Here is a 25,676-nt window from a genome sequence, read left to right as displayed (position 1 = left end):
CAAACACAAGAAATAGGGCTGACTCATGAGCCAGTCCTATTTCCAAATTGCTTTTTCCCCGACAGTGAACGAGATATTTCTGCAAAGCCTGAAATTCTCTTCTCCGCCCTTCTTTAAGGCTTCGGGATCTGTATATACCCCTATATTTCCACACTCCTTTTCTCAGGTGTATATCAATAGATATGCGACTTTGACATTGCTGTTTCTGCCGCACAGATACAGGTTGCACCTGTAGCAAAGACTACTCCCGAACTCAAAGCCTGCCCCCCTTTTACCGTGACTGCACTTTTCCGCTGAATGGCTTACTTTGACAGGCTATAACCGTGAAGTGGTATAATAGATTTCAAGCAATAGAGTCGAGTTGATCGTTGGAACCATTTCCTTAATTACTACCTATGGCTGATGCGCATACCCTAACTACAAATACCAGTGCACTGCAGGAGACAAAGACATCTGAAGATACAGTACCACTTGCTGTTGATTTAGATGGAAGTTTACTCAAAACAGATTCGCTGATTGAATCGTTACTCCAGTTGTTGAAGGTTAATCCTTTGTTTTTCCCGGTATTGTTCTTCTGGTTGTTTCAGGGAAAGGCGTATCTAAAACAACAGGTATGCAGGCGTGTAACGCTAGACGTCAGCAGTTTGCCCTACAATTTCAATATATTGTCATATCTTCGAGATCAAAAACAATCAAATAGAAAAATTATTCTTGTAACGGGTTCAGACCAGCATATCGCTCAACAAATTTTCAACTATCTGCATTTTTTTGATAGCGTCATTGCCAGTGACGGAAAAACCAACATGACCGGCATACAGAAAAAGGAACGCCTTCTGGCAGAATTCGGGCCGCAGGGATTTGATTATCTGGGGAACGAAAAAGAAGATCTTCATGTCTGGCGGATAGCACGACAGAGTCTGGTGGTTGGCTCAAAGAGCTTTATTCAGCAAATCGGCGCCAGCCTGACAAACGTAGAACGAAATTTTGTAATCGAAAGAGCAGGCATATTCGAATGGGCCCAGGCACTCCGACTCTATCAATGGCTAAAAAACGTTTTGGTCTTTATCCCTTTGCTGGCGGCACATCGCTTCCTTGAAGTCCAGCTGTTATTTTCTGTCTTCGTTGCCTTTTTCTCGTTCGGGCTGTGTGCCTCCAGTGTCTATATATTAAATGATCTCATTGACTTGACTGAAGATCGAAGGCACCCCCGAAAACGATTTCGCCCATTTGCCTCGGGTACTTTGCCGCTGGCCAACGGTATCGCAACCTGCATAATACTGCTTGTGTTGAGCGTTTTAGTAGGCTTGGCTCTTCCTGTTCAATTTTACTACATATTGAGCATTTATTACCTGACGACTCTCGCCTATTCGTTGTGGTTAAAGAAGGTCGTCATCCTTGATGTAATCGTTCTTGCAGGTCTTTTTACAATACGCATGCTGGCAGGATCGGCAGCAGTCAATATCTGGCCGTCTTCCTGGCTCCTGGCCCATTCGATGTTCCTCTTTATCAGTCTTGCACTGGTTAAGCGTTATTCAGAACTTACGACCATGCGACTTGAATATGGTTCATCCGCTACAGCACGTAGCTATGTGGTAAATGACTCTACAGTGCTTGCTATTATGGGGGTAGCCAGTGCATTTGTTTCCGCATTCGTCCTGGTGCTGTACATCATGAGTGGATCTGCTCAGCTCTCGTATGGGCGACATAATGTAATCTGGTTGGTCTGCCCTTTATTGCTCTATTGGCTCTGTTATATCTGGCTGGTCGCACATCGCGGCAAAATGCATGATGACCCGATGATCTTTGCTTTAAGAGATCGAACAAGCAGAATCATACTTCTTTTGATGGCAATAATTATGCTTTTTGCAACTTGACTTCAATGCACAAACACTACCATTCATGGGGGCGTTACCCCTGTTTTCAACAATCAGCAACTCAGTTGAACTGGCGCTGTCAACCACTGCCGATTCCTGCTGGCTCCGAGGTTTCATGGCTGCCATTTGGCAATGGACGCTCCTATGGTGATGTTTGCCTGAACAGGGAAGGTTTGCTGCTTGATACCAAACCGTTGGACCGGTTTATTTCATTTGACCCAAAGAGGGGAATCCTCCGTTGCGAAAGCGGGGTGTTGCTGGATGATATTCTTGCGGTAACCGTCCCTCATGGCTGGTTTCCCCCGGTTGTGCCCGGCACCAGGTTTGTCACGATGGGTGGTGCTATTGCCAATGACATCCATGGCAAAAACCATCACAGCGCCGGCACATTTGGTTGCCACTTGCGACGCTTTGAACTGGCTCGCTCCGACGGACGGAGATTGCGCTGTTCCCGATCTGAGAACCAGGAACTGTTCAATGCCACAATTGGCGGGCTTGGCCTCACAGGCCTCATTGTCTGGGCTGAAATCAGTTTGAAGCGTATCAACAACCAGGTCATGGATGTTGAGGTCATTCGTTTTGCAAATCTTGGCGATTTCTTTGAGATCTCAGAATATTCTGATCTGGAATATGAGTATACGGTAGCCTGGCTTGACAGTATGGCCAGGGGTAAAAAATTTGGCAGAGGCCACTTTGTCCGTGGAAACCATTCAGCGTGCTGCACCAAACCTATAGCAGCTCCTAAACGCAGGTTGAGTATACCGGTCGAACTGCCCTTTTCCCTGGTGAACCGAACAACGGCGCGGATATTCAACTCATTGTATTACAAAAAACAGGGCCGGGTTCGCAGCACAGCTCTTGTACATTATGAATCATTTTTTTTTCCTCTGGATTCAATTCTTCATTGGAATCGCATTTATGGCTCCCAGGGTTTTTTACAATACCAGTGCCTGCTTCCTCCTGACTCGAGAGGAAAAGATGCTCTTGAAGAACTACTGACAAAAGGAGCACAACAAGGCCTTGTCTCGTTTCTCGGGGTCTTGAAAGTCTTCGGCAATAAGCTGTCACCCGGGCTCCTCTCTTTTCCTCGACCTGGAATTACCCTGGCACTGGATATCTGTATCGATGGAGATAACACTTTTCGACTCCTGGACGATTTTGACAGCATTGTTCAAACTGTTGGCGGTGCAGTTTATCCCTGCAAGGATGCCCGCATGTCCGGAACTGCTTTCAGAAACTATTATCCACAGTTTGCGGAGTTGGAACGCATGCGTGATCCGAAAATCAACTCCAGTTTCTGGAGACGAATCTCAGGGGGAGAGAATGGCCAATAGATTTATATTTGGAGTTACCTCTTCTATTGCCGAAGCTACTGCGCGCCTGTTTGCAGTTGATGGCGATAATCTTTTTCTGGTCGCAAGAGACCAGGTCAAATTGCATATTATCGCGGACGATTTACGGGTACGAGGTGCCGGTAAGGTCTTTACAGCAGTTGTTGATGCACGGGCATTTGATACCCACCGGCAATTATTCGAAGATGCGTTTACCGCCCTGGAATCCATTGATACCATCCTGATTGCCCATGGAACGTTGCCCGACCAGAAATCATGTGAAGCGTCTTTTGAAGAACTCCGGAAGGAATTTGAAACAAATGGACTGGCAGTCATGTCATTGCTCACACATGCAGCGAATCAGCTGGTACAACAGGGAAGCGGAACCTTATGTGTTATCAGCTCGGTGGCCGGAGACCGAGGCCGGCAGTCCAACTACGTGTATGGGGCGGCCAAAGGTGCGGTTTCGGTTTTTCTGCAGGGACTTCGCAATCGTCTGAGTTCCTGTGGGGTTCATGTCATGACGGTTAAACCCGGCTTTGTGGATACCCCGATGACCAGAGACTTTGATAAAAACATGTTATGGACAACACCGGAGAAGATCGCATCAGGGATATATAATGCTCTTCAGAAAAAGAAAGACATTGTATATCTCCCCTGGTTCTGGGCATTGATTATGTGGATTATCCGACTTATTCCTGAACCAATATTCAAGCGATTACGTCTTTAACGTTTTGGCATTCGTTTTCACCCTGAAAATCAGCATTCTTTTCAAGGTCGAGGCGCAACCTGGATTTTTACGAGTGGTTTTCTGAGGAGAACGAGCTGGAGGGACAATGTTATTGAGACCTCATCACAGGCTGATAACAGAACTGCCCGCTCTGCTGTTGTTGCTCTTCACTTCAGTCCTTCTCACAGAAGTGAATGCTGTAGCCGACAGTGGATCACAAAGTGCAGGCAACCAGATCACGTCCGTCGTCGACCTGCAGCCATTTAAAACTGTACAATCAGCTGAGATTCACATGCCAGACGGCAAACTGGCGGAGGTAACACTGATCAATCTGAATTCGAATATCAATCAGTGGTATATCCTCCAGCTGAGCGACAACCACAAAAAGGTGGTTGAAGAGTATCATCTCGAAAACCCGTATCCGCATGATCAACGGCTGACGCTTAACGAGAATTCACAGCCTCGATTGGCCCTGACCCGGAAGGGGGTCGCGGTGAAAGACTGTTCGTCGTTGCAACTGATTGTCAAGGGTGAACTCGAAACAGCCAGAAAATCCAGACAAATCTATGCCCCCCTGTGCAACGGGAACATTTTTCTTCGTAATCCGACCAGAGGGCACCAGACAACCATAGAAACTGTTACCGGTTTTCTTCGCGACAGGCTTCCCGGTGGAGAGAGCGTTGTCGGGTTTGTAAAAGACAATTTTTTCAAAGACGCCTTTCTTGAAAAAGCTCAGACAAAAGAAGCCTCTCACTCTGCACTACCAGAGTCCGAACCAGGTCTCCCCGCACCGGCAGACATCAATCCCGACTTTGCCAATCAGCTGATCTTCCCCGCAGGGCTCGGCCTGCAGCTCAAGAGACGGGCCAAGGGCGTGCTCACCGGTCAATGGTATAGTGTTCAAGATAACCCAGGCATTTTTGTCAGCCTCATTCAACCCAAGGCCATTGCTCCGGCGATCCTCAACAGTCATCGTAATCGTGTTAATCGTCTCGACAACATCGAATCGGGAGCGCTTGCCTACCTGATCGCTTTTGACCTGGACCGGTTTGACCTTGGCTTCACAATCGGGACAGAACACCCACGGGTGGGATGGTCGAACCGAACACGGGATTCTGTGAAAATAAAAGGTATACCCGGGCCTGACGGCATCGAAACAATTGCACCCATTGTGGCCAACGGCATGATCAGCCCTGTTGACTCCGTGAGCACTGTGGCAACATTTACCGGAGGGTTCAAAAGAGCCCACGGCGCCTTTAAGTACGGTGCCTTTGCTGAGCGCAACAGGGGCTCCCATTATGGCTTTATTGAAAGAGGAGTTGTCCTCAGCACCTTACAACCCGAACTTGCAACAGTGCTGGTCTATGATGATGGAACTGTTGCCCTGAAGACCTGGTCGGAAGAGGACAACGTCAATCTTGACCGGATTGTCCATGCGCGACAAAACGGTGTACCGATTCTCGAATGGGATTCAGAATCCCAACAGCCGGTACCCGGCAGTCTTGTCGCCAAGTGGGGGGCAGGTAACTGGTCCGGCTCCCATGACATGAAACTGCGTACCTTGCGGTCCGGTGCGGCATTGCAGGATAGTGGCGGTAAACGGTTCCTCATTTACGGGTATTTTTCAACTGCGACACCTTCTGCAATGGCCAGGGTGTTTCAGGCCTACGGTTGTTCCTATGCTCTTCATCTCGACATGAATGCTCTTGAACATACCTACCTCGCGCTCTATCGGCAAAAAGAGTCACACCTGGCGGTACAGCACCTCATTCAGGGCATGAGCGTTTTAGACAAGACCCGAAAAGGCGCTTATATTCCGCGCTTTATTGGGTATCCGGATAATCGGGATTTTTTTTATCTGATGCGGCGTGATTAGGTATTTCATTTTTATCTGCCAAAATACTCTCCGGGGAAAATACGATGGAATATATTCGGTCAATCCTGCTGGTCATCGCTCTCGTTGCTTCGGGAATGCAGACATCTGGCGCAGCCCAGTCATTGCAAGAGCAGAATGAGAGAATGTTTACCCGTTTAATCGAGGTCCACAACCTGTCTGCTGCACAGGCGGCAATGGTACGTGCGATCTTTGCCGGTTCTCCATATATAGGGCAGGGCAACCCCGCTGTCAGCAGGCACCCCGCTTCAGTGGAGGAATGCAGGGCAAAGCTCGATAGCCTGTCACTCAATTATGAAAATATGCGTTACGAGAAGATCTGCGGTGCCAAGTATATGGCCCCACTTTACGACCCGGAACATGAACGTGCAGAGGATGCTGAAGCCTGCATTGATCAGTTCGAATTTCCCAATATACCCTGCGAATATCCGGTAGTCTGGGTACGCACCCGGGAAGCGGCCGAGATCTGTTCTGCCATGGGAAAACGGTTATGTGATGCCCATGAGTGGGAGGGTGGTTGCGCAGGCGAATTAACACCTCCTGATTATCGGTTTAATCTGGCGAAAGGAGTCACTGCCAATGAAGCTGTCCGTCGCATGCGCATTGCCCACAATAATGCCAATAAAGCAGATAAGACATGGAGCTATGGCCCTCGATACCAAAAAGGCATCTGCGCGGCAAATAGTTCGAAATCTTCCGGCTGTAATGGTGGAGGCTGGAAGCAGTGCGGGTCAAACACCTATCCTGTCGGTTTCTTTCCCGAATGTCGAAGTTCATTGGATGTCTACGACCTTAACGGAAACGCGGCTGAGCATATGAACCTGCCGTTGGCAGAGGAACAGATGGCCAGCAAAGGGAGTTCCACCCTGGGTTATACCGAGATGAAAGGCAGCTGGTTTATCTTTGATACATACAGGGCACATGAAGATTGGTGCCGATGGCGGGCACCATACTGGCATGGCAGCAGGGTTATGTCAGAACACAGCCACCATAATTACCATCTTGGGTTCCGTTGCTGCAAAGGGCTTACAGGCGAGAAAGACGCAGAGTGACAGTATACGACCTCAGTTTTATCGAAGAGGGCTAGTGGATAACGGTCGCAGAGCTCTTCTTTTTACCCGCCGGCAGCGCAACTTTATCAGGGCTGTAACCGGCAACGATCGGACCTTCATCACTCAACAATGGCGCCAGGTCCGGATCTTTTAAGATGTCGTACACTGAACATAACTCACCATCGACAATAACTGTCTCACTCACCAGGCGAACACCATGGCTGTAATCTGCATATCCGGCGCCATGCACAGTACTGAGTGGCTGGATCGGTTTACCATTGGGCTGGTGCCATCCATAAATAGCTATTCTTCCAGGCTTATTCATTAGCTTATTGGTGATAACAACATCCTTTTTATGACCTGAGACAAGCTCCCCCGAAGTAATGCCAAGCGACTCCTGTTGCTGGTCGATCTTCTGATTGTGCCTCTGATAATAGTCAGTTGATCGCATCTGGGCGCCAGGCTGCATGGGTTGAGGAGTAAAGTGATTTTCAGACTGATTGTAAATGGCATCCACCATCTTGCGCGTCGGTAAAATAAAGCCCAACCGGCTGGCCACCAGGCTTGCCGTATGAAAATCCATCGGGGTGCGGATAAAGTCATTCTCAGAGCCAATGGCAAGGTAGTCCGGAGTAACAAATATTGTCGCAGATATCAGGCGTCCGTTGGTATCTCTTGTCTGGAGTTTGACAGGTTTAAGTTCTCTCAAAAAATCCGGGATGTTACCGCTGAGCACTTGTTCGCCAATTACCTTCTCACGCTGCTGCTCGCTCATTTTAGAGGTCAGAGCTACAAACTCCGAACCTGTCAGGGTGTGATCTGGCTTTTGGGGTATGTATTTAGTTAGGCTGCTTGGCAGTTCTTCTGCCACACTGGCTTGTAACCTGGCAGATTGAAGTGATATGGCCACTATCATCATGACAGTGATTGCCAATCGAGCGATTATTGACAGTCTCATTAATAACTTTCTCCTTGAAAAAACAAAACAAGTGCTTCTTGTAAAGTCGGGAAAGATACTTTTACGTGAGTCCTTTTGTCAACATGTTAATTTGCTAAGTGCGTCGTTAATGCGTGCTTTTTCAGATGCGATTCGGATAGTTGGACCACATCACCTAACATGGCTGTTGGGTCGGGGATTGAATTACTACCTGCGCTTTGCCATCACCTCCTTCCATTGCAACCAAGTACATGGTTTTCTTCCTGAAAAGCGCTGCGAGAGAAGGCTCCATCAACGATGCCCTGTTTCCGGTAAATGTTCCCTGGGCACTGTTCTGTGTCCAAAGCCACTCACCTCCTCTCTCGATGTTTCAACTGGAGATATTTGAACTGGATGTTGCTGTTTCAGCCGTATAGATACAGGTCGGGCCTGCGACATAGCCAAAACCAAAATTCTGACCTGATCCCAACGTGTTCCAAGCTCTACCTCAAGCTGGTTATACGCATGCTCTTGCCATTTATCCCATTAATTCGCATGGTGTTACTAGCCGTGTCAGCCATACACTATGATACGAAGTATCCTTTTCTCAATTGCAAGGAGATACCATGCTCATCAACCGAAACCACACTGTAAAGATTATCGCACTGTGTACGATTCTTTTCCTCACCACGCATCTCCCGATAAGCATGGCCGGCGAATCAGAATCACCGCAACCACCTGTGCACTACGACATGCAGGGCACACCACTTTCGGCTGAAGAAGCAGCGAGATTGCAGCCGGGACTGCTCACTGTCTATTTCCATAATTTTTTTGCACGCAACGTGCGGATGCTACCTAAAAGAGGCGGGAAAGAGGGCAAGCCAATATTCGAGCTCAATAACCAGTTCGGAAGGGGTAAGGTATTCGACAGTGGGACCAATCGCGGTATCGGTATTCGCATGAACGGGGCCCTGCATTTCCCGACAACAGGCAAATACATTCTACAGACCCTCTCCAATGACGGTGTTATAATTTACCTGAGCGACAAACTTGTTCTCTCCGATCCTACCCAACATTCGGACCAGTTATCAATCGAATCCGAGCTGAATGTAACCATCGCAGGCTGGTATCCCATACGAATAGACTACTTCCAGAGAAAAGGCACAGCAGCATTGAAATTGTACTGGAAGACACCGGGAAGTGATGAGAAAGTCATTGTGCCTGCCGAGGCGTATGCTCACCTGCCGGCAACTCAATAGTACGCATTCCGTCCAGACCACTCCTGGCCAGAAATACAATAGCCGCAATCCCGGGAAATTTTAGATTGCGGTTATTGGTGTCTGGCGCGAAGGAAGCGATATACTTAATATGTAAACTTTTTGCTTTTATGCTACAGGCCAACTGTCAAAGGGCTGCTTTTCCAACTTCATAGACCCGTCTTCCCCCCTGTAAATGTTTATCCAGGCTCGCCAGTTCTTCTCATCCACCTCAGGATAATCGAGTCGAAAGTGACTGCATCGGCTCTCTGTTCGCATGATCGAGGCCCTGAGCTTCATCTCTGCGCTGATTATCATGTTTGCGGTCTCATGGGCCAGACGAAGTTCATGGAAGTCAGCAGCACGCAGCATCCCCACATGATGGTCCCTGAGTTCCTCGACGTACGCCAGGGCTGCCTGCAGCAGCTTTTCTTTCTTGATGTAGAGAACAAAGTTCGGAATCATGATCCCCTGCAAGGTCTGGGTCACCCAGGCCGGGCTGTAACCGGCTTCTTTTCCCAACGGTGCCAACATTTCCTCCTGCACCCTGGCAATCGTCTCTTTCCCGATGACAGGGGCCACCGTACTGGAACAAAAGGCCGCCGCTGCCTCGCCGGCAACAGCTCCCTGAACAGCTGAACCGGCCAGGGAGGAACCGATCTGAGTGTAAATAGCACCCGCCATATATGAACCAAGGGCATCTCCGGCGGCGTAAAGTCCCGGGATAGTCGACTCGCACCTGTCATTAATCGGTACCAGGCCTTCAGACTTATGGATCGCCATGCCAGATGATGAACCGCCAACGCGCGGCCCTCTCATTCCTGGAGGGGGGCCACCTTTGCCTTGTCTCTGCGGCGTATCATCATGGCGCCCTCCGGCGCCGCCCGGAGGAGCGTTTCGCATAAATTCCAACGGCATATACGGGCCGCCTGCGACTTGGCCTGTCTCTTGCTGGTGCGGGGGTCCCATGCGTACCGGGCCACCTGCGACATACGCCCTGTAGTTCATGTCGACCCCAAGGTCATGTCGTATGTCGACCCCGGTTGTGGTCGGCTTTTGTTCAAACATGTTTCCCCAGCCATCGAAACACGCTGCCGGATTTTCTGCAGAAGCTGGATGCCCGTCGTTCCATTCCTTGCCCGTGACTTTAGCCCCGATATTGTAGGCCATGACAGTCCCGTCGTGCGTGAGGTCGCAAATGGGGAAGCCGTTCGGCTTGAAACCTCCAGCACCTGTACAGAGAATAACGCTTTTTGCTGCAACTAGGTGCACTTTTCCGTCATCTGCACTAAACCCTGCGGCCCCTGCTATCATGCCATTTTCTTTGAGTAAATGGGTCACCATGACACGCTCCAGAAGGGGTATGCTTCGCTCAGCGATTGGCCGTTTAAAACAGTTATTATAAAGTGGGGATTCAAAAAATCCCCACTCCCGCAGTTCCTTTACCCTGGCGAGGGAGTTTCCCGCCATTTGCCTGGTATATAAAGGGTTATTGCTGCCCAGTGCCGAGCGGGAGACACTGTCAACAAATTCGTCGAGGGTCATTCCAGCGACGCCGGGGTCATAGACAAATATGCCCTTGGCAAACGGCGTCTGACCTGATGAACCAAGTCTGCCTTTGGACAGGATCATAACGTCGGCACCTGCATCGTGGGCCTTCACTGCAGCAAACAGACCTGCCATACCGCCACCGATGACAAGTACGTCTGTAGTGTCTAGTGCCAGAGAAACATCAGCTGGTGCAACTTTTGGTTTGTTGGCTGCCCAACCTGTAGGAATACCAAACGAGGAGAGCGCTGCAACACCAGCGGCCCCCCCGGCAAGTGTCATAAAAGTTCTACGGGTAAGGCCGCTCATTTCATTCGTACTGTTCATTTTCAGCCCTTTACTCTCAATAGTCTTCTGGCCACGGTTGCTTTTATCGTGAGCAGCATCCCACCTGCCGCCATCAGCACTATCATTATGGTCATGGCCGGGCTTGCATGCCTGCCCAGATTCGCGACGTGCCAGGAGGCAGCCGGGATAAAAGCTATCGACAGGCTTGCATGCAGCCTTCGCCACGAAAGGTACGTCAGGGGTATCCTCTTTTGAAAGAGCGACGTTACCGCCAGCGCAAGCATCAGCCCCCAGCTTGCAAGCCCGGTCAATACTCCCGGAGTAGTCGTGGTGACCATGGTTAAAAACGCCTCTCCAGGGCCTATTCCCGCTTCGAAATATCGCGGTACCACGATCAGCAAAGGATGTACAAGGATCAGCGCAATACCGATGTAGCCAGCAATTTTATGGACTCTTACAAGCTTTGGTGCTCCTGCATCGCGCACAAGGCGTGTATTACATCGCGTGGTATACAACTGCCCCAATAGCTGGAAAAATGCCATCAGGGTCAGGAGAGATATCGTTTCCTTGAGAATTGATCGGCGGGGAAAATCTCCTGTGAGATAGAACAGGAGAGGTATGCCGATAAAGAGCGTGCACCATTGTAGTGCGGGTCGGGTTGTATGCTTTTCCATCTTCAGCCCCATGACACAACCACCGGTATAGACTTCTCTGGTGTTATCGTGATTGCATCCACCGGACAGTACATTCGGCAAAGATGGCATATCTGACAATCTGCCGGATACTGAATAGTCGCTTTGCCTGAGCGCTGGTCCAAACGGATTACATCAGTAGGGCATGTCAGCACGCAGGTACCGCAGCCGATACACCCCTTGATTACGGAAATGGCCATATATTCACCATCAACATATTCCAGTCATAAATGCTTTTCGTACAGATCCGTCGGGAGAAGGCATTCACTTTCTCCCCCCAGACCATCTCGATTAGTTCCCTCTGGCGCCTGATCTCCCTGGCATTGCCAGAACAAGATCACCCGCGATTTCACATGTTGCTTTTATCGACTCACCTCTGGGTCCATCCAGACTGACGCTGTCACCTGCCTGCTTTCCTGCACAGGCCTCGAGATGCTCCTTGGGTACAGCCACAAGCTGAGACTCGATACTCGCGCATACTCCCTCCATCGACTTGCCTCTCCGCCCCTTCAGACTGACCATGTCACCTGCTTCCTTGCCGACGCACGCCTCGTAGGCTTCCGGCGGTGGCCCCTGCATGTTATTGCCTGGGCCACCACCCATTTTGCTGCCTTTTGCATAAACAGGTAGTGCGGAAAATGTTGCAACCATCATCAGGGCGGTAAGCCCCTTGATCACCTTGTGTTGTTTCATTACACTGCTCCTTCTGGGTTAAAAGAAAATTGCTCAATTCTTTTCATGGGGGTTCGTTTCATGTTCTTGAATACATGTCGGACATTGAGCGTTATTGAACAGTCTTCGCCATCTTCGTTCTCCATGGCGAAGACTGTTATTCATGAAAGTAACGTGTGAATATGCAGCCAATGTGGAGGAAATGTGAAAGTTGGAAAACCCTGCCTTTTTCCCTCAACCTTCAAAGCCATCCTGGAATTTGGTTGTGTAGTTGCTCTTAATCCAGCCTGTTGACTTATCTGGCAGACGAACCAGGCACAAGGCCGAACTCCCCCCTTCAACCTGGACACCAGTACCTTGGGTGAGTTGCTGTACAACGTCATGGTTCAGGCCCGGACCTGAACGAACGTTGAGAAGGTCAACCCTGACCTTGAGTCGTTCACCGATATCGAAAGTAGACCTCATGTGTCTGACAGGTTACGCCACCACCACAGAGCCAGCATCAACCTTCCTGTAGTAAATCCCAGAACAGGCGTAATACTGAATCCCACTGATATGTACCAGTATTGTTGCCGGAGGAAGGGTTCTGACCACCGCACCTATGGGTGCCGGAGCAACAATAAATCCTTTGGGGTCATGCCGGTAAAACAGTCCGTCCAGGCAGTAATAATGGACGACAGCAAATCAGGGAGGCATAGGGTTACCGGGAAAAAAATTTGCTGGCGATGCCACCGATGCCGATGAAGATAATGCCAGTACCAGTGTGACCATCGTTAGTGTACGTAAAGGGCAACGCCTTGCTCTATAAAGCCTGAACATCATAGTTTGCTTCTTTTGGGGGATACGGAGAGTTGTATAATCCTCTGAGACAGCAGGTTCCCCGGCACTTTTGCGAGAGATAAAGGGGAGAGAAGGAGATGTGCCGGGGACCTGTTATCCGTTTACTTCCTGTGAAATAATTACCTCAATTTACTGGCCGATTTTGCATGAAATATGTAAGAAACAAGGAAAATGTATAAGAGTCTATTTTATCTCCGGCTCAGGCAGGGAAAAGATACCCTTCAAGACACCGTTCAAGCTGCACTATTCATTTATGATTTTGTCCGCCTGCGTTCTGGTACTGCCACCAGATGGTCATCAATCACCTGGCAGGTTGCAACCACCAGCTTCCCATTCTCAGGGGAAAAACTCACCTCGTCTCCAGACCGCTTTCCCTTACATGCGGTGAACGCCTCGGCAGGCAGGGTCATATTTGCTGTGGTGGTCGTATTGTTTATTCCGGGAGGTTCTCCCCTGCGGCCCCGTCCCATCTCCTGTTTACCCATTGCACGCACCTGCTGCCTTTCGCCTCTTTGAGAGGACTGGTCCACTGCACAACCAGATAAGACAAGCCACAGGGCCAATACAGAAATTGAGCAAATCATTAAAAACAAACTACTTCCATCCATCTGAATCCTCCTGGAACTGCGAGCATTATGTCTTTGTTGCCGCCCCCGAACAGCGTACTTCCGACCATTCGGAGTCTTGCTGCCAAAAGCCCAAAGGCTTCCGATCACATCCGGGTAAGATGCTCCATGCAACGTACAGAGCAATAAAGGAAGAAAAATGGAAGAAATGTGAATTAAACGTATGTTCTGACAAATCGTATCAATGAACGGTCTTCGAAGGACCCCACCCTTAAACTCCCGCGTTGTTCAATACCCGCCCCAGGATCTGACTCCAGCATCCACCTCACCCAAAGCTGCAAAATGCCCGAATCAGGTAGTTATTTTGGAAAAAAATGTTTTTTCCATGTTTGTTCATATTTCTTCCTTAATTTCGAACTATACATTGATACAACTCTTCGTGATAATCATGCATTTACAGGTAAGACCTTGAAACTTAGAATCCGCCACAAGCTTTTCCTTTCCACCCTCCTCACCAGCTCGATCATGGCCGGAGGTATTTTTCTCTTTCTGCAGTGGAGTTTTGACCGTGACTTTCTCGGCTATGTGAACAGCCAGGAATTCAAGCACCTCAACACCATGGCTGAAAAACTTCCGAGTTATTACAGCAAGGAAGCAGGCTGGGAAGGGTTGCAGGGCAATCACCGGCTCTGGACCCGGATTCAAAGGAATATCTTCTTTGATGTAATGCGCGAGTCTGTCGACAAGAAATTATTTGCCGATCGCCCTCAGCAACCACCCCATCCACCGATGGACCCAATTCGGCTCGGCAAGCGTATCGTGCTCCTGGACCTGGAAAAAAATCGGGTTATTGGCGGCCCCCCCGAGCAGTTGACGCACATAACCACGATACCGATTACCTCGGCCGGTAGCACAATCGGATTTCTTGGGCTCTTTCCAATCTCCGAAATTTCAGATTCCGGCGACCTGCTCTTTGTAAAACAGCAAAAACAATCGTTTGCGCTCATTGCGTTGATGATGCTGGGGGTTTCAATTATCCTGACGTTCCCAATAACCATTCACCTGCTACGACCTGTCAACCACCTGACAGAAGGAACAAGAAAGCTCATAGGTGGCAAATTTGTAACCAGAATTCCAATTACCAGCGGAGACGAACTCGGGCGGTTGAGCGAACACTTCAATATGCTTGCAATGACTCTGGAAAAAAATGAAAAGGCTCGACAGCGCTGGATTGCTGATATCTCCCATGAGTTGCGCACGCCAATTTCCATCCTGCGGGGAGAGCTGGAGGCACTTCTGGACGGAGTTCGCAAAACCGGTATCCAGACATTGACACCACTGCTTGGCGAGGTTCTGCATATGCAACGGCTGGTGAATGATCTTTATGAGCTTTCCATGTCCGATATCGGTGCCCTGACATATAAAAAGGTACTGGTTGATCCTGTGGGAATTCTTGATGGAACCATTGAACTTCTGGAAAAACGATATGCGGATAAAGGTATGGAGCTTCATCTTCAGGTGCCGGCGGGGATGTCACCGCCTTTGCTCGGAGATCCCGACCGACTGCAGCAACTCTTCACCAACCTTCTGGAAAACAGCCTGAGATATACAGATTCTCCCGGTATGCTTGAGATACTGACAGAACGCTCTGAAGAACGTATTGTTCTATTATTTCAAGATACTGAGCCCGGAGTAGCTGCCGACCAGCTTCCCCTGCTCTTTGACAGACTCTACCGAACCGACCTGTCGCGACACCGTGCAGATAATGGCGCTGGGTTAGGTCTTGCCATCTGCACCAACATAGTTGAGGCTCACCAGGGAAAGATCTCTTCCTATGCTTCACCATATGGCGGCCTGGGGATCAGGGTCGAGTTACCCATTACCAGCTGAACAGCAGACAGAAAAACATGAAAAACAAAACTATATTGATCATCGAAGACGAAAAACGGTTAAGCGACCTGCTCTGCGACTATCTCTGCCAGGCTGGTTATACAACAGACTGTCTCTATGAAGGACAGGAAGCTGTGGCCAGGGTCAGGGCAAACCAGCCGGCGCTGATTTTGCTGGACCTGATGCTTCCTGGGAAAGACGGGCTCGATATCTGTAAAGAAATACGGAGCTTCTCCGAAGTGCCTATCGTTATGATGACCGCCAGAGTTGAAGAAATAGACAGGCTGCTCGGGCTGGAGCTCGGAGCAGACGATTATATCTGTAAACCTTTCAGCCCACGGGAAGTGGTAGCCAGAGTCAAGGCTGTCCTCAGGCGAAGTAGAGGTGCAGTTCATAGCGGACGGAGTCTCACCCTGGATAATAAGAAATATATCGCAAAATTCCACGGTGAGAAGCTGGATCTGACAGCTGTAGAATTTCAGCTACTTCGAATACTTTTCGAACAATCAGGCAGAATCTTTACCCGTGACCAGCTTATGGATAAACTCTATACCGACAGGCGCATAGTCTGTGACAGAACCATTGACAGTCACATTAAAAAGCTACGGAAGAAAATTGCCATCGCCGCACCCGGACTGGAAATTATCAGGTCAGTCTATGGAGTGGGGTATAAATACGAAGGTCTGTGAAAATCTTCCAGTAGCGGCAACTGGTCGACGACAGGTTGTGGCCGATAACTCTTGAGTCTTCCTGACAATGACTCAATTCATCGAGTTCATAGCTCAATTTGGGAGACGAGGAAGAAAGACAGGGCGAAACCGCCCTGCCTCTGTAATTTTTCAAGGTGGGAAGCTGGCCTACATCAAACTGGCCAGACTCTCTTTCACCTCTGCCAGATCTGCTGAATTGGCCAGGGTCAGGCTACGGTATCCATCCCCTGCAAAGGTGCGATCAAGCTCAATAAGCACATGGGTGCAATCAGCCTGGGGAACAAAAGAAATTTCCACCTCCCGAACACCTGAGAAAAATGCCTTCGGTTTGAACTCAATCTCCTGGTAGCAGCCTGATTCTGATGTATAGCTGCCGCCATTGAGGAAACCCTCCTCCACATCAGCTTTGACCATCTTAAAACCTTTATCGATCATTGCTGTAATGAGATGCTGCATGACAGGCGTTGGGTGGACGTTGAGATAATCCCTATCCGTGGGGTCCAGGGCCAATTCTATGTCCAACGCTGTTTCCAGCCAAACTTTACAGTGATTTTTTCCCACATCCAGCACTGTGACTGGCGTTTCCATATGCAGGGGAAACGAAAAAGGTACTTCGCGATTTTCACCGGGCTTCAGCAAAAGAGCATCGGCCACTTTGTGGCTTGCGATGGTATGATTCAACTCCTCGCTTTCGTCATCGCTCTCTCTTTCCGCAATTGTCATCAGCTTAATAGTTATCGCAGCAACCTCCTGCTCAACCTCTCCAGCCTTAATTTCAACACGTCCTTCCACAAGACCGCCTGGCTCAAAATGTTCTGTGGTCAACACGGCATCCACACTGGCACTGCCAACCCCTATCCGGGCAAACAACTTTTTAAACATCGTATCGCTCCTTATCTTGAATTATCAATGTCGTCTTTCTTCCAATACAGAGACCACAGCACCACTCTCTCGCTACACGGGGTGTGCCTGCACGGCCTGGTAAGAGTTTTTTTTTCACAGAGACGGGACTGCAACCCTTGATGCTCTTTGAACATTCAACATTATCGCGTCATAATACGCATCCCTATCTTACAAATATCTGTTGAATAACCAGATACAAGCAGCTTACTTACAGTATTCACCGGCTGTTTCACATTGTTCGTCAACACCCGGTGAATACACCTCATTCATGTCGGCTGCCATATTCCGGCCGCAACCCCACAGACATACACCACTCACTCGTCAGGCAGATGTTACGTTTTCATCTACCGATGGCTTCAGCTCATGCCAGTATTGGCAGAGAAACAGCAATTTTGCAATTTTGAGGGGGAAAGGAACCGGGACGCCGACATAGTTCCAGAAGAAAAATTCTGAGTTAACCAGGGATAATTGAAACGGTGGTGTCTTTGACCCGATCGGCCACAAACAGAGCGATATAGAGCATCCAGAGAATCAGGCCGATGTGCAACAGGTCATTTTGTGAAAACCAGATGCCTGCGCCTTGCTCCCACAGCTTCTCTGTGATCTCCAGTTCATCATAGAGATAGTAGGCAGCACTGATGAAAAGCAGCAGCAACCAGGCACCGACCAACACCAGATCCGCAGAATTTCCCAGCATGCAGTACCTCCAGCCACTTACAATCAACATGAGCACAAAGGCCGGCAGCGAAAAACGGACCATGAAACCGAAAGTTATCAGTGGTTTTACAGGCACGAATCCTCCGATAAAGACCACAATAACGTAGAGTAATGAGCTTGCCATTGCATAACATGACAGAAGCGTCCGCATAGTTCCTGCGGTGCAGCAATAGGCCACTGCAACCAGCATCGCGCTCATACTTATCTGCTGAAACATGAGATAGACCAGTTCCCACCAGCTGGTCCATATACACGACTCGCGCCCTGCGCACTTTATCTCGTAACCAAATGCCTGGTAGCTGGTACCGGCGAGAAACGCACCAATCCCCCAGGCCGAGAGCGATATACCCCACCATAAACGAGACAATTCATTGCCCCGAAACCACCAGAAGTAGATGGCTACCCCAATGCACACCACAGCCAGCAGGTAGACGTACAAGGTTGAGGCAGGCTGGCTCAGAAGGATTTCACGTGATGCAATTGTAACCTTGATACATGGTTGTTGCCTGCACCAGTTCTCTGGAGTCAGCTCTGGGTCGCTGTGCCGGATCGATTCCAGGCGACTGAAACAGGAGATCAATGATTTTTTCAGGCCCATGGCGTGGAGCAGTCTCTTTTTCTCGGGCTAAGGGTAAAACAACAAGACTGACTATACTTCAATCATACAGAGCCTTACAACCCGGATGCAAATAGTTTCATCTGTGCATCACTTAAGGGCGGTGGGATCAAGACGAATTTACCCACATGCTTCTTTTCGGTGAACTCACGTTGCGCGTCCACAATACGTTCGAGAGGAAACTCTTTCGCCAGGAGCGGTTGTATCTCTCCACCTTCTATATATGAAATAAGATTTGGAAATACGGGTTCATCCCATGCTGTACAACCTATCATGGTCAGGTCTTTCAGATAAAAGGTCCGCATATCGAGCGCTACGATCGGCCCGCCAATGGCACCGGAGGAAACATACCGCCCTCCTCTCACCAACACCTCCAGCATTTCTCCAAAGGAGGCGCCACCCACATTGTCTACCACAACATCCACCGTCTTTGCACCGAGAGCGGCAACGATATCAACACCGCGTTCAATGACATGATCGGCCCCTATTGATTGTACCTGCTCAATTTTAGCCTTCCCGGCGATTGCCGTTACCACGGCGCCACGACGCTTTGCCAACTGCACCGCAGCCGAGCCGACACCACCGGACGCTCCGGCGACCAGGACATGTTCCCCACTCGAGACCTTCGCCCTGTGAAGCATGTTTTCTGCCGTGCCGTACGCACACGGGATCGTCCCCAGTTGCCCATCGCTCCAATCGCAATTCACAGGGAAAACCTCCCCGGCCGGCACTTTCACAAATTGCGCGAACGCCCCATCGAAGTCTGAGGCCATCCAGATATTTTCAAGAGACTCCCACCCGAACGCACGCATGCAAGACCGCACCAGAACACGTAACCCAACAGTGCTTTTGTCACCGTCAGGAGCAACGGCGACAATACGCCCGCAACAATCGGTTCCCTGTATAAACGGAAATGGCGTAGCTTCGTTCCAGCCACCATCCGCCTGTTCTTTCGCCTTTTCTCTCTCCGTATCTGTGAGACCTTCTGTACTTGCGGTAACCTTACTGGAATACCAACCCAGCCGGGTATTGATTTCGGTGTTGTTTACGCCGGCTGCGAGGACCTGTAACAACACTTCTCCCGAAGCAAGGGTCGGAATTGGCACATCCCGGTACTCGAGTACCTCGTATCCGCCATTACCAGTTGTGACCACGGCCTTCATGCTGCCCTTACAATCTTTGAGATCAAAGCGATCCTTTGGTGAATATTCTTCTTGCTTATTGCCCATGACTTCCCTCTTTTTTCTGATTCTCCCTCACGCTCAAACAGAACCGGTCTGAATTTAAGCGCAAAGGGGCAGGCCTGTAGGCGTTGTACGGTGAGCCAACATGCCCAACGAGTTATAACCGGTTACTACAACATGCAATTACTGTAATTGCAAATGGGCTAAGGTGCAGTTTTCCCCTTGCCCCGGATGAGTACCGCCACTGATGAATATGATTCATTCATAAAACACCAACGGAATTTACCAGAAAAATGTACACATCCTATTTTGCAAACACATTTGACATTACATCGTGTCCAATGTAGTTTAAGCACTGATTGTGGAGTTCTGAATTTTCATATATCCGATTTTGCATAAATAATACAAGGCTCACATTTAACGGCCACAATATTTTTTTTTACAACTGCTCTCAAAGTGTCCTGGCTAAACGATCGACAATGATTCAGAACACTGCTCAATCCACCCTGCACGCCACATTCCTTTAAAATCTGAAAGTAGCGAAAATTGGCGGCGAACCCTGCGCCTGCCAGACAAATAGCTGAGGTGCAGGGAAACGTCTTTACCGAGCAGTGAAGACTTAAGACTAAAGATGGCCTGGCATCCAGGAATACATACTTCTCGGGGTCCTGTTCCACGGTTGGAAGAATTACACGCAAGAATGAAAATCTATTAATTCAAATTGGAGAAATTCTATGATCGGGCTGGAGCTATTACAAAAACTGTTTTCCGAAGGAAAAGTATCACGAAGAGAATTTATCTCTCAGGCTGCGGCACTTGGCGCAACAGCTGCTCTTTCTCAATCGTTTCTTGCAAGCCACGTTTTTGCAGCAAGCTCACAACCCCAGCGCGGCGGTCGTCTGAGAATTGGTATATCCGGCGGCTCCACCACCGATACAATCGATCCTGCTGCCAGCACTGACATGATGAACCAGATTATCATCAATGGTCAGCTCGGCAACTGTCTCGTTGAGGTGGACCATGAAAACAATACCGTGCCGGAACTGGCCGAGAGCTGGGACAGTTCCCCCGATGCCAAAACATGGAATTTCAAACTGCGCAAAGGAGTCGAGTTTCACAATGGCAAAACCATGGACGCCGACGATGTCATCTACTCCCTCAACCACCATAGAGGTGAAGACACAAAATCTGCAGCCAAGGTAATTGTCGACTCCATCGCAGAAATTATAAAAGAAGACAAGTACAGCATCTCCTTTATCTTAAAAAGCGCCAACGCCGATTTTCCATATTTGCTGAGTGATTACCACCTGATCATATCTCCTAAAACCAGCGACTTTACCGACGGCGTCTTCAGCGGCGGCTATATCCTCAAAAAATATGAGCCGGGCGTCCGCTGCTTAACGGTCCGGAATCCGAACTATTTCAAAAGCGACCGGGCATTTTTCGATGAAGTTGAAACACTTGGAATCAACGATGTAAATGCCAGGACCAATGCCCTGAAAACCGGCCAGATCGACATGATGAACCGGTGTGAACTCAAAACCGTGCATCTGCTGAAGAGAACCAAGGGCATTCAGGTGCTCAGACAGAATGGATTTAAACATTACACCTTTGCCATGCAGTGCAACCAGGCACCATACAGCAACAATGATGTACGCCTGGCCCTGAAATATGGCGTTGACCGTGAGCAGATGCTGAAAACCGTCCTGCGTGGGTATGGCTCTGTGGGTAATGATCATCCAATCAGCTCCGCCAACCGGTACCATGCATCAGAACTCCCTCAACGTCAGTTTGATCCGGATAAAGCCAAATTCCACCTCAAAAAAGCTGGCTTGGAGGGTGAAATGTTCAAATTCCACACCTCTGAAGCAGCCTTCTCCGGCGCAATCGATGCCGCTGTCATGTACAAAGAATCCGCCGGCCGCATAGGTCTGAACATTGATGTCGTCCGCGAGCCCAATGACGGGTATTGGTCCAATGTCTGGATGAAAAAGCCCTGGTGTGCTGTGTTCTGGGGCGGAAGACCAACTGAGGACATGATGTTCAGCACGGCATACGCCGCAGATGCAGCCTGGAATGACACCTCCTGGAAGCATGACCGCTTTAACGAACTGTTGATTGGCGCCAGGGCAGAACTCGACCAGACCAAACGCCGGGCAATGTATGTTGAGATGCAAAGCATTGTCAGGGACGAAGGTGGTGTGGTCGTGCCCATGTTTGCAGCAGACCTCGCAGCGACATCGGACAAGGTTGCACACGGGCCTCTGGCTGCGAACTGGGAGCTTGACGGCCTCCGGGCACCGGAGCGCTGGTGGTTCAAGTCCTAACCCGCCCCAACCACAGTCTCATATGAACATTGCAGGGGAATCGGCGGTACGTCATTCCCCTGCAACTTCATGCCCCTGAAAGACAATAGAGTATCCGTATTTATGAATAAACTCACATCAATGATCACCAAGCGTTTGATCTTCGGTGTCTTTACCTTATTGGTGATTTCCCTGCTGATATTCGTTGGGGTAGAAGCTTTGCCCGGCGACCTGGCCGAAGCCATACTCGGCCAGAATGCCACCCCGGAGACCATACAGGCCTTCCGCACAGACCTGAAACTGGATCTGCCGCCCCATGTTCGCTACTTCAGCTGGATCGGCTCCTTCCTCCAGGGTGATCTTGGAACTTCGCTGGCCAATGGACGCCCCATTGCAGAGGTAATCGGCTGGCGATTCGGCAATAGCCTGTTTCTGGCCGGAGTAACGGCCCTATTCGCCATTCCTGTGGCAATTATTCTCGGCCTGCTTGCCGCAATTTATCGCGACTCCTGGTTTGACAGGTTTATCTCAATCACCACCCTGAGTGCCATTTCACTGCCTGAGTTTTTCGTGGCCTACATCCTGATCGCCCTGCTGTCTGTGCAGATATTTCTCTTTCCCAGCATCAGCGCCATCAATGAAGATATGTCGCTCTTCCAGAAACTTCATGCAATCTTCCTCCCCTGCCTGACCCTCAGTCTGGTGGTTATAGGCCACATGATGCGTATGACCAGGGCGGCCATCATCAACGTTCTTTCGAGCCCGTTTATTGAGATGGCAAAATTGAAAGGCATAAACCGGGGGCGGATTATTTTAAAACACGCCTTACCCAATGCCCTGTCCCCAATTATCAACGTTGTTGTACTCAATCTCGCCTATCTGGTGGTGGGGGTAGTAGTGGTGGAGGTTGTCTTTGTTTATCCCGGCCTTGGTCAATTGCTGGTGGATGCAGTCGCCAAAAGAGACCTGCCGGTGGTGCAGGCCAGCGGGCTGATATTTGCCGGTACCTATGTCTGTTTGAATCTTACCGCCGACGTCTTGTCGATGCTCAGCAACCCCAAACTGAGGAACCCAAGGTGAGGAGTTACGCCCTAATATGTTAACGTTATTAAAACAATCACCCTTAAGCGCCCGGATCGGCCTGTTGATTATTGCGATCAATTTGAGCGCAATTCTATTGGCACCTTACATCGCCCCATACGGAGAAACAGAGTTTGCAGGCGACGTGTGGGAATCCATGGGCCAGGAACATCTCCTGGGAACAGATCAGCTCGGACGCGATATGTTTACCCGGGTGCTCTACGGTGCCAGAAATACCATTTCCATTGCCCTTGCCATCGTTATGCTCTCCTTCACAGTTGGCTGCACCCTGGGTTTTGTGGCTGCCACGCTCGGTGGCTGGGTTGATCAGATGCTCGGCCGTCTGGTCGACGTTATCATGGCCTTCCCCACACTGATTTTCGCCCTCATGGTGCTATCTGTCATGGGAACCTCGATTCCCACGCTGATTGCAGTCATAGCCATACTCGATTCCACCAGAGTCTTCCGGGTTTCAAGAGCCGTGGCCATGGATATTGAGGTGATGGACTTTGTTGAAGTGGCAAGGCTACGCGGAGAAGGATTGTGGTGGGTGATACGCTATGAGATTCTGCCGAATGCCATGCCACCGCTGATCGCTGAATTCGGTCTTCGATTTTGTTTTGTTTTCCTGTTTATCAGCTCCCTGAGCTTTCTGGGACTCGGTATCCAGCCACCAACAGCCGACTGGGGATCAATGGTTCGTGAAAACGCAGGAGCAATCTCTTTTGGTATCTATTCGCCGATGTACCCCGCAGCAGCCATCGCTCTTCTCACCATTGGTGTCAATTTAGTCGTGGATTGGATGCTCAACAGAAGCAGTTTACTCCGAACGCAATGATTTCACGTTCAGGCGGGAATGACTTTTTAAAGCAACCGCAAGCTGAGAAGCAACCGGAACCACAACATACAAAGGATAGTCCATGGCACATTTGCTTGATCTAAAACAACACCAACCACTTTTAAGTATTAAGCAACTGAATATAGAGGGATATGACGGGGAACACTGGAAACCTATTGTTCATAACATGGACCTGAAACTGATGCGGGGTGAGGTTCTGGGTCTTATCGGTGAGTCTGGTGCCGGCAAATCCACCCTGGGGCTGTCATGCATGGGATATGCCCAGACCGGCTGTCGTTTAGCTTCGGGTACTATCAATTTTGACGGCCAAAACCTGCTCTCTCTTTCTGACAAAGAAAAAATCAACCTTCGTGGCTCACGGATCTCATACGTGGCTCAAAGTGCTGCCGCCTCTTTTAACCCCGCTCACAAGCTCATTGATCAATTTGCTGAAGGCCCTGTTCAACACGGAATCATGTCCTATAAAGATGCGGTGGAAAAAGCCATAGATCTTTATAAACGGCTGGATCTTCCTGATCCTGAAAATATTGGCTTTCGTTATCCACACCAGGTCTCAGGCGGGCAGTTACAGCGGGCAATGGTGGCAATGGCAATGGCCACAGATCCGGATATTATCATTTTTGATGAACCCACCACGGCTCTCGACGTCACCACCCAGATTGAGGTGCTGGTTGCAATCAAAGATGTTATCAGCGAAATGAACACCGGAGCCATATATATCACCCATGATCTGGCGGTAGTTGCCCAGCTTGCCGATCGCATAATGGTTCTGCGGCATGGCAACCTTGTTGAGGAGGGTCCGGCCCGCCGGATGCTCGAACATCCGGAAAAGGAATATACCAGGCAACTTCTGGCAGTACGATCTTCGGGTGAAGAAAAAATCAGGAACCAAAACGATCCCGATGTCGTTCTCAAAATCAGCAATGTCTCTGCCGGATATCAGAAAAACAACAACATCGTAGAAGACATTAACCTGAAGGTAAGACGACGGAAAACCGTGGCTGTGGTTGGAGAATCTGGTAGCGGAAAAACCACCGTGGCGAGAATTATCACCGGCCTGCTCCCGGCAAACAGCGGTCGTATCACATTTAGTGGTGACACCCTGTCACCGGACCTTGCTTCACGGGACCGGGACTGCCTCAGGCGTCTCCAGATGATCTACCAGATGCCGGATGTTGCACTTAATCCCCGCCAGAAAATACAAAGAATCATCGGCCGCCCCTTGTCTTTTTATTTTGGCATGAAAGGTAAAGAAGCCACGGCGAGGATCAAGGAATTGCTCAGCATGGTAGAGCTTCCTGAAAAGTATATGAACCGTTATCCTGCTGAGCTTTCAGGTGGAGAGAAACAGCGGGTCTGTATCGCGAGAGCACTTGCCGCCAATCCCGATCTTATTATCTGCGACGAGGTTACCTCAGCACTGGATCAATTGGTTGCAGAGGGAATTCTTAACCTTCTCAGACGATTGCAAAACGAACTTGGCATGTCGTATCTTTTTATCACCCATGATCTGGCCACGGTCAAGGCAATTGCCGATGAAATCATAGTCATGTACCGGGGACGAATCGTCGAACAGGGCATAAAGAGCGACATACTTAAGCCTCCTCACCACGATTACACCCGGCTCCTGCTCTCATCGGTACCGGAGATGGACCCGGATTGGCTGGACAACCTCCTTGAGGAAAGAGCTATTGCCTGAGGAGGCGTGGCAGGGCTTTCTCCTGCTGGTCACAGGCACACGCCCGAGTAACT

At 49.6% G+C, this 25,676-nt stretch carries 23 protein-coding genes; 12 read left to right on the top strand and 11 right to left on the bottom strand.

The features are described 5' to 3' along the window. Positions 1 to 395 precede the first annotated feature (395 nt). The 5 genes from FCL45_RS03815 to FCL45_RS03795 all read left to right on the top strand — a co-directional run bounded on the left by FCL45_RS03815 (position 396) and on the right by FCL45_RS03795 (position 6,881). Positions 396 to 1,874 carry a UbiA family prenyltransferase gene (locus tag FCL45_RS03815; RefSeq protein WP_136797530.1) on the top strand — a complete coding sequence of 493 codons (1,479 nt, stop codon included), beginning with the start codon at positions 396 to 398 and terminating at the stop codon, positions 1,872 to 1,874. 65 nt (positions 1,875 to 1,939) lie between these two features. Continuing rightward, positions 1,940 to 3,208, top strand: a complete 1,269-nt coding sequence (locus FCL45_RS03810; RefSeq protein ID WP_217907660.1) for an FAD-binding oxidoreductase — start codon at positions 1,940 to 1,942, stop codon at positions 3,206 to 3,208. After that, a complete protein-coding gene (locus FCL45_RS03805) occupies positions 3,198 to 3,935 on the top strand; it encodes an SDR family oxidoreductase (RefSeq protein ID WP_136797534.1) in 738 nt (245 codons plus the stop codon). The genes FCL45_RS03810 and FCL45_RS03805 overlap by 11 nt, the downstream gene beginning before the upstream one ends. Before the next feature lie 106 nt (positions 3,936 to 4,041). Continuing rightward, positions 4,042 to 5,811 carry a hypothetical protein gene (locus FCL45_RS03800; RefSeq protein WP_136797535.1) on the top strand — a complete coding sequence of 590 codons (1,770 nt, stop codon included), beginning with the start codon at positions 4,042 to 4,044 and terminating at the stop codon, positions 5,809 to 5,811. A gap of 44 nt (positions 5,812 to 5,855) precedes the next feature. Then, on the top strand, positions 5,856 to 6,881 hold the full coding sequence (locus tag FCL45_RS03795; RefSeq protein ID WP_217907659.1) for an SUMF1/EgtB/PvdO family nonheme iron enzyme: 1,026 nt from the start codon (positions 5,856 to 5,858) through the stop codon (positions 6,879 to 6,881). Between the two features lie 31 nt (positions 6,882 to 6,912). Here the strand turns inward: FCL45_RS03795 and FCL45_RS03790 are convergent, their stop codons facing one another. After that, the gene (locus tag FCL45_RS03790) at positions 6,913 to 7,839 is read right to left on the bottom strand and encodes a hypothetical protein (RefSeq protein ID WP_136797537.1); all 927 of its coding nucleotides are present in this window, start codon (positions 7,837 to 7,839) and stop codon (positions 6,913 to 6,915) included. Positions 7,840 to 8,423: 584 nt separating this feature from the next. Between FCL45_RS03790 and FCL45_RS03785 the strand changes: the two genes are divergently transcribed. Next, positions 8,424 to 9,056, top strand: coding sequence for a PA14 domain-containing protein (locus tag FCL45_RS03785; protein WP_136797539.1), 633 nt, complete (start codon positions 8,424 to 8,426; stop codon positions 9,054 to 9,056). Between the two features lie 126 nt (positions 9,057 to 9,182). Here the strand turns inward: FCL45_RS03785 and FCL45_RS03780 are convergent, their stop codons facing one another. The 7 genes from FCL45_RS03780 to FCL45_RS03755 all read right to left on the bottom strand — a co-directional run bounded on the left by FCL45_RS03780 (position 9,183) and on the right by FCL45_RS03755 (position 13,701). Beyond that, positions 9,183 to 10,928, bottom strand: coding sequence for an FAD-dependent oxidoreductase (locus FCL45_RS03780; protein WP_136797540.1), 1,746 nt, complete (start codon positions 10,926 to 10,928; stop codon positions 9,183 to 9,185). Between the two features lie 2 nt (positions 10,929 to 10,930). Beyond that, positions 10,931 to 11,653, bottom strand: a complete 723-nt coding sequence (locus FCL45_RS03775) for a ferric reductase-like transmembrane domain-containing protein (RefSeq protein WP_136797542.1) — start codon at positions 11,651 to 11,653, stop codon at positions 10,931 to 10,933. After that, on the bottom strand, positions 11,566 to 11,781 hold the full coding sequence (locus tag FCL45_RS25210) for a 4Fe-4S dicluster domain-containing protein (protein WP_136797544.1): 216 nt from the start codon (positions 11,779 to 11,781) through the stop codon (positions 11,566 to 11,568). The genes FCL45_RS03775 and FCL45_RS25210 overlap by 88 nt, the downstream gene beginning before the upstream one ends. 91 nt (positions 11,782 to 11,872) lie before the next feature. Next, a complete protein-coding gene (locus tag FCL45_RS03765) occupies positions 11,873 to 12,274 on the bottom strand; it encodes a hypothetical protein (RefSeq protein WP_176359996.1) in 402 nt (133 codons plus the stop codon). Positions 12,275 to 12,487: 213 nt separating this feature from the next. After that, positions 12,488 to 12,718, bottom strand: coding sequence for an SH3 domain-containing protein (locus FCL45_RS03760; RefSeq protein WP_136797546.1), 231 nt, complete (start codon positions 12,716 to 12,718; stop codon positions 12,488 to 12,490). Between the two features lie 12 nt (positions 12,719 to 12,730). Continuing rightward, the gene (locus FCL45_RS25205) at positions 12,731 to 12,913 is read right to left on the bottom strand and encodes a DUF6515 family protein (protein WP_420811228.1); all 183 of its coding nucleotides are present in this window, start codon (positions 12,911 to 12,913) and stop codon (positions 12,731 to 12,733) included. A gap of 431 nt (positions 12,914 to 13,344) precedes the next feature. Continuing rightward, positions 13,345 to 13,701: a hypothetical protein gene (locus FCL45_RS03755; protein ID WP_136797547.1), complete on the bottom strand. Its 357-nt coding sequence runs from the start codon at positions 13,699 to 13,701 to the stop codon at positions 13,345 to 13,347. Positions 13,702 to 14,127: 426 nt separating this feature from the next. Between FCL45_RS03755 and FCL45_RS03750 the strand changes: the two genes are divergently transcribed. Both FCL45_RS03750 and FCL45_RS03745 read left to right on the top strand, forming a co-directional pair. Further along, the gene (locus FCL45_RS03750; protein WP_167495771.1) at positions 14,128 to 15,549 is read left to right on the top strand and encodes an ATP-binding protein; all 1,422 of its coding nucleotides are present in this window, start codon (positions 14,128 to 14,130) and stop codon (positions 15,547 to 15,549) included. 17 nt (positions 15,550 to 15,566) lie between these two features. Next, entirely contained in the window at positions 15,567 to 16,238 is a 672-nt protein-coding gene (locus FCL45_RS03745; RefSeq protein WP_136797551.1) for a response regulator, read from the top strand. 168 nt (positions 16,239 to 16,406) lie between these two features. On the opposite strand, the gene FCL45_RS03740 is transcribed toward FCL45_RS03745, so the two are convergent. The 3 genes from FCL45_RS03740 to FCL45_RS03730 all read right to left on the bottom strand — a co-directional run bounded on the left by FCL45_RS03740 (position 16,407) and on the right by FCL45_RS03730 (position 19,658). Continuing rightward, positions 16,407 to 17,141, bottom strand: coding sequence for a sporulation protein (locus FCL45_RS03740; RefSeq protein ID WP_136797553.1), 735 nt, complete (start codon positions 17,139 to 17,141; stop codon positions 16,407 to 16,409). Between the two features lie 475 nt (positions 17,142 to 17,616). After that, positions 17,617 to 18,477, bottom strand: coding sequence for a hypothetical protein (locus tag FCL45_RS03735; RefSeq protein WP_136797555.1), 861 nt, complete (start codon positions 18,475 to 18,477; stop codon positions 17,617 to 17,619). Positions 18,478 to 18,551: 74 nt separating this feature from the next. Further along, positions 18,552 to 19,658 carry a zinc-binding dehydrogenase gene (locus tag FCL45_RS03730; protein WP_136797631.1) on the bottom strand — a complete coding sequence of 369 codons (1,107 nt, stop codon included), beginning with the start codon at positions 19,656 to 19,658 and terminating at the stop codon, positions 18,552 to 18,554. A 755-nt stretch (positions 19,659 to 20,413) separates the two neighbouring features. Here FCL45_RS03730 and FCL45_RS03725 point away from each other — a divergent pair. From FCL45_RS03725 to FCL45_RS03710, 4 genes are all read left to right on the top strand, one after another. Then, a complete protein-coding gene (locus FCL45_RS03725; protein WP_136797556.1) occupies positions 20,414 to 22,006 on the top strand; it encodes an ABC transporter substrate-binding protein in 1,593 nt (530 codons plus the stop codon). 102 nt (positions 22,007 to 22,108) lie between these two features. Then, a complete protein-coding gene (locus FCL45_RS03720; RefSeq protein WP_136797558.1) occupies positions 22,109 to 23,065 on the top strand; it encodes an ABC transporter permease in 957 nt (318 codons plus the stop codon). 16 nt (positions 23,066 to 23,081) lie between these two features. Next, positions 23,082 to 23,903 (top strand): ABC transporter permease, encoded by an 822-nt coding sequence (locus FCL45_RS03715; RefSeq protein ID WP_136797560.1) that lies wholly within the window; start codon positions 23,082 to 23,084, stop codon positions 23,901 to 23,903. An 82-nt stretch (positions 23,904 to 23,985) separates the two neighbouring features. Next, complete coding sequence (locus tag FCL45_RS03710) at positions 23,986 to 25,623, top strand: ABC transporter ATP-binding protein (protein WP_136797562.1); 1,638 nt, start codon at positions 23,986 to 23,988, stop codon at positions 25,621 to 25,623. The last annotated feature ends 53 nt before the right edge of the window (positions 25,624 to 25,676 follow it).

It is taken from the genome of Desulfosediminicola ganghwensis, assembly GCF_005116675.2.
Lineage (GTDB): Bacteria > Desulfobacterota > Desulfobulbia > Desulfobulbales > Desulfocapsaceae > Desulfopila > Desulfopila ganghwensis.
This window is presented reverse-complemented; position numbering and strand designations above follow the sequence as displayed.

Bases quoted from the DNA above. Each gene is read 5' to 3' on its own strand.
- FCL45_RS03745 (WP_136797551.1), top strand. From the start codon at position 15,567: ATGAAAAACAAAACTATATTGATCATCGAAGACGAAAAACGGTTAAGC.
- FCL45_RS03730 (WP_136797631.1), bottom strand. From the start codon at position 19,658: ATGAAGGCCGTGGTCACAACTGGTAATGGCGGATACGAGGTACTCGAG.
- FCL45_RS03755 (WP_136797547.1), bottom strand. From the start codon at position 13,701: ATGGATGGAAGTAGTTTGTTTTTAATGATTTGCTCAATTTCTGTATTG.
- FCL45_RS25210 (WP_136797544.1), bottom strand. From the start codon at position 11,781: ATGGCCATTTCCGTAATCAAGGGGTGTATCGGCTGCGGTACCTGCGTG.
- FCL45_RS03790 (WP_136797537.1), bottom strand. From the start codon at position 7,839: ATGAGACTGTCAATAATCGCTCGATTGGCAATCACTGTCATGATGATA.
- FCL45_RS03735 (WP_136797555.1), bottom strand. From the start codon at position 18,477: ATGGGCCTGAAAAAATCATTGATCTCCTGTTTCAGTCGCCTGGAATCG.
- FCL45_RS03815 (WP_136797530.1), top strand. From the start codon at position 396: ATGGCTGATGCGCATACCCTAACTACAAATACCAGTGCACTGCAGGAG.
- FCL45_RS03805 (WP_136797534.1), top strand. From the start codon at position 3,198: ATGGCCAATAGATTTATATTTGGAGTTACCTCTTCTATTGCCGAAGCT.
- FCL45_RS03785 (WP_136797539.1), top strand. From the start codon at position 8,424: ATGCTCATCAACCGAAACCACACTGTAAAGATTATCGCACTGTGTACG.
- FCL45_RS03740 (WP_136797553.1), bottom strand. From the start codon at position 17,141: ATGTTTAAAAAGTTGTTTGCCCGGATAGGGGTTGGCAGTGCCAGTGTG.
- FCL45_RS03710 (WP_136797562.1), top strand. From the start codon at position 23,986: ATGGCACATTTGCTTGATCTAAAACAACACCAACCACTTTTAAGTATT.
- FCL45_RS03760 (WP_136797546.1), bottom strand. From the start codon at position 12,718: ATGAGGTCTACTTTCGATATCGGTGAACGACTCAAGGTCAGGGTTGAC.
- FCL45_RS03780 (WP_136797540.1), bottom strand. From the start codon at position 10,928: ATGAACAGTACGAATGAAATGAGCGGCCTTACCCGTAGAACTTTTATG.
- FCL45_RS03775 (WP_136797542.1), bottom strand. From the start codon at position 11,653: ATGCCATCTTTGCCGAATGTACTGTCCGGTGGATGCAATCACGATAAC.
- FCL45_RS03720 (WP_136797558.1), top strand. From the start codon at position 22,109: ATGAATAAACTCACATCAATGATCACCAAGCGTTTGATCTTCGGTGTC.
- FCL45_RS03725 (WP_136797556.1), top strand. From the start codon at position 20,414: ATGATCGGGCTGGAGCTATTACAAAAACTGTTTTCCGAAGGAAAAGTA.
- FCL45_RS03715 (WP_136797560.1), top strand. From the start codon at position 23,082: ATGTTAACGTTATTAAAACAATCACCCTTAAGCGCCCGGATCGGCCTG.
- FCL45_RS03800 (WP_136797535.1), top strand. From the start codon at position 4,042: ATGTTATTGAGACCTCATCACAGGCTGATAACAGAACTGCCCGCTCTG.
- FCL45_RS03795 (WP_217907659.1), top strand. From the start codon at position 5,856: ATGGAATATATTCGGTCAATCCTGCTGGTCATCGCTCTCGTTGCTTCG.
- FCL45_RS03765 (WP_176359996.1), bottom strand. From the start codon at position 12,274: ATGAAACAACACAAGGTGATCAAGGGGCTTACCGCCCTGATGATGGTT.